The following is a 3295-nucleotide window of genomic DNA, read 5'->3' on the forward strand; positions in this document are numbered from 1 at the left end:
GGTGTCGCTTCTCACCTTAAATGACGGTGTGTATCTCACTGCCGATGTCGGAAGAAATGTACTGACAACACGCCCATACCAATAGAATCCTGCCGTCAATACATGCCTCTAAGAAAGCCAGTCAATGTGGATAAGAAAAATCCCCAATACGCACATGCTAATTCATGTGTATAGTGGGGATAATGTGGATAAACCTACATAGCGGTACCACGTTGCCGTTCAGCATCCGCTAAAATCCGCCCGATTTGAGCATCCTCCACGACCTCACTTCCGTTCCGTTTAGCCTCATATAGGGCATGGGTACAGATTGTGTTAATAAGCCGTGGGATTCCTTTCGTCTCCGAGTAGATTAAACCAAGAGCACTATCTGTAAAAATGGGTGTATTAAGTCCCGCTTGCTTCATTTGGTGCCGGATATATGTTGCCGATTCTTGAGCAGTAAGACCAGTAAGATGGTATTGAAGATGAATGCGCTGGGCAATGGCCTCGTATTTGTTCATACGTAAGATCCGCCGCAACTCTGGCTGCCCGACAAGAATAAGCGAAAGCAAGGAGGTTGAGTCCATTTGGTGATTTAAAGCAAACCGAAGCTCTAATAGCATGGACGGACTAATGTCATGGGCTTCATCAATAATGACAACCAACGATTTATCCCTCTGAAGAGCCCTGTCATTTAAGACTTGTTCGAGCAACAGTTTAGATTTAGATAGGTAAAAATTCGGTTCTTCACCTAACCCACGCAATAAATCTCCATAGAAATCACGAGGTTTCATGCCCGCCTGACTTAGATAGATCACTTGGTACCGGACTGGATCTAAGGCTTGTACCAGACGGCGAATAAGGGTGGATTTACCGCTGCCTATTTCTCCAGTAAGCACACCAAGGCAGGAGTTTGTCACCATTAATTGCAAGCGTGCTAAGGCTTCAGCGTAAGCACCTGCCTCAAAGAACATATCTCCTTGAGGTGACCGAGAAAAAGGGATACTTTGGGTAGAACTTAGCAGATCAGTCATGGGTTACCTCCTGCTTTGGCCTAAAATTTAAAGTCTCTTGGGCCCATTGGTTACGTCGGTTTTGTTCAGCCAACTTGAAGAAATTGAGGCCCGTCGTGGGAGGGGCTTCTTGTTTTTCGACCTTAGACTTTGTTTTAACCCGTTCATGGACTTTGCGGTTTAAATCGAGAAGTCGGGCATCTGGCAGTCGGTTTCCGTCGTACCAAACTTGCATTACGCTTAGATCGAAAGGGTCAAAGCGGAGTGTAACGGTTTGACCAGAAAGATGAGAGGGAACCTCGAAGGTATTACCAAAAACGCTGACACAACCCGTTTTATCCACCTTTCGCGATTCTTCCCAAAGGAAGATCTCGGTCAATTCAGCCATCGATACCCGGCGCATCGTCCGTTTAAGACCAGCTACCCTATCATTAGGAGATTGACCGGTGCTGCCATGTTTACGTAAGTGATAGTACCCCTCTAACCAAGATGTAAAGGCCTCATTTAACTGTTTCAGCGTAGTAATACTACCGTTTCCAATCTGCACATGGGCCTCTGGCCTGAAGCTTGTATCGATAAATCTGAAGAACCTCTCAATCTTCCCTCGACCTTGGGGTTTGTATGGACGTGAATGGGAAAGTTTAATGTTTAACTTGGCACAGATCCGGACTAAATGGTGAGATGAAAACACGCTTCCATTATCGCAATAGAACTGGGAGGGCACTCCGTGGCGCAAGATCGCCTTTTTGAGAGCATCTTCTAAGCGAGGCAATTTCTCATCCCAGTAGAATTCTCCATGGACAATTGCTCTGGAGAAATCATCAATGATGGCAAATAACATCGCTTTTTTACGTTTCTTTGAATGGAGTGGGTCCGGTAAATAAAGAGTATGCTGAAAATCTGCCTGCCACATGAGATGGACATCCTCCACTTCGAAACGTCGATGACCTCTCGATGATTCCATGACCTGCAAAAGTTCCTGACGGCTGACACCGGCCTTTCGTAAGTGCCGAGATAAGGTGCTGGGGGCCAGAGTTCCCTCCGTGGCCATACCACTATGTTCTAATAGGTAGATAATCTGCTCTACACTACGCTCGGGCCGTTCACGGCGTAGCTCAATGGCTTTTTGTAAGACGGGAGCAGGTAAGGCTATGGCGTTTTTCTGAGGACGTTTTTTGGGCTTAAGTCCTTCCCAACCCTCTTTTCTATAGTTTGCCATAAAGCGCTCAAGAGTGCGTACACTGACCTTAGTCTTGTGACTGCCAGGAATTGTGTGACTGAGTGCGGCAATTTGGACAAGCTGACGCTTCAGCTCTCCGGGAATCATCGGAGTCTGACGAGATACAATCGGTGCTATTAATCCGTAACGAAAGGCTGCCACTTGTTCATCTGTAGGGAAATCCATAGTTTCTCACTCCTTCAAACATAAATTTAGGATGGGGTTGTCCATACCGCTATTCTGCATGAAAAAGTTACGCCACACCATGGACAGCTTTTGTGGGATTATGCTAACCGTATGCCACCGCCTGTGAGTGTTTATTATGGTAGAGCCAAGCAAGAAGACCAAGATTCCCGTATCCTGGGATCATTGATCTTACTTGCTCCCATGCTCTAAATAACCAGGCCCATTCTCGGGCCGGTTTTGACGGGCCAACTGGGATTTCAATATGGGGTAGTCTCTCTAAGATAACCGGCCAAAGTTCGGACGACGATTCTCTTAGTTCATCACGTATTGCTTTGCTCCAGCGCCATACAGTCTTCTCACTAAACTTTCCTGCCGAGGTTACCAGGTCTTCCGCGATTTTAACCAAAGCTACCCCCGCTAACTGTTGATGGATCACTTCTTCTTTAACTTCCCATGCCACCTGATGGTGTTCCATCACAAAGTCAGGAAGTAACGACGTGGATTTCCCACACTTGTTACATTTAAACCGGAAGATGGAAATGATGAACGCTTCTAATAAGGTATACACTGTTCTTTTAAAACTTCCATGTTTGTGCAACATTACTTCTGCCTGGCAGTGCGGACACATTGTTGGGCGTAAGTGTGTAGGACAACCATCAACAAATAGTTCAATATATGACTGGACAGTCCAGTTTTCTTCAGTTAGAATCATATTGGTAATAACCAATAGGAAAGAGGAAACGAGGCTGGCAGGCCAATGATGTTTCCTCTTTCTTTTATCCTTTTTTAAGATTGTCATGTGGTTCTATATATTCACATGACAATCATTATCTATTGGAACGACAAATTAGGCAAGAAAAAAACGCCACTTTAATGTCAATTAAAGTGAGCGCCCACA

3 protein-coding genes are annotated in these 3295 nt (G+C 45.5%); all 3 read right to left on the reverse strand.

Features of this window, described 5'->3' with window-relative positions; all coding sequences use genetic code 11:
* Positions 1-194: 194 nt before the first annotated feature.
* On the reverse strand, positions 195-1013 hold the full coding sequence (locus tag AC6I5A_RS12715) for an ExeA family protein (RefSeq protein ID WP_034616642.1): 819 nt from the start codon (positions 1011-1013) through the stop codon (positions 195-197).
* On the reverse strand, positions 1006-2397 hold the full coding sequence (locus tag AC6I5A_RS12720; RefSeq protein ID WP_034616645.1) for a DDE-type integrase/transposase/recombinase: 1392 nt from the start codon (positions 2395-2397) through the stop codon (positions 1006-1008). Before AC6I5A_RS12720 ends, AC6I5A_RS12715 begins: the two co-directional genes overlap by 8 nt.
* A 103-nt stretch (positions 2398-2500) precedes the next feature.
* Complete coding sequence (locus AC6I5A_RS12725) at positions 2501-3109, reverse strand: transposase (RefSeq protein ID WP_497900745.1); 609 nt, start codon at positions 3107-3109, stop codon at positions 2501-2503.
* Positions 3110-3295 lie beyond the last annotated feature (186 nt).

It is taken from the genome of Desulfosporosinus sp. Tol-M2, from assembly GCF_059735615.1.

What these genes read in the sequence shown, in the direction of transcription:
- AC6I5A_RS12725 (WP_497900745.1), bottom strand. Translation starts at nt 3,109, where the DNA reads ATGATTCTAACTGAAGAAAACTGGACTGTCCAGTCATATATTGAACTA.
- AC6I5A_RS12715 (WP_034616642.1), bottom strand. Translation starts at nt 1,013, where the DNA reads ATGACTGATCTGCTAAGTTCTACCCAAAGTATCCCTTTTTCTCGGTCA.
- AC6I5A_RS12720 (WP_034616645.1), bottom strand. Translation starts at nt 2,397, where the DNA reads ATGGATTTCCCTACAGATGAACAAGTGGCAGCCTTTCGTTACGGATTA.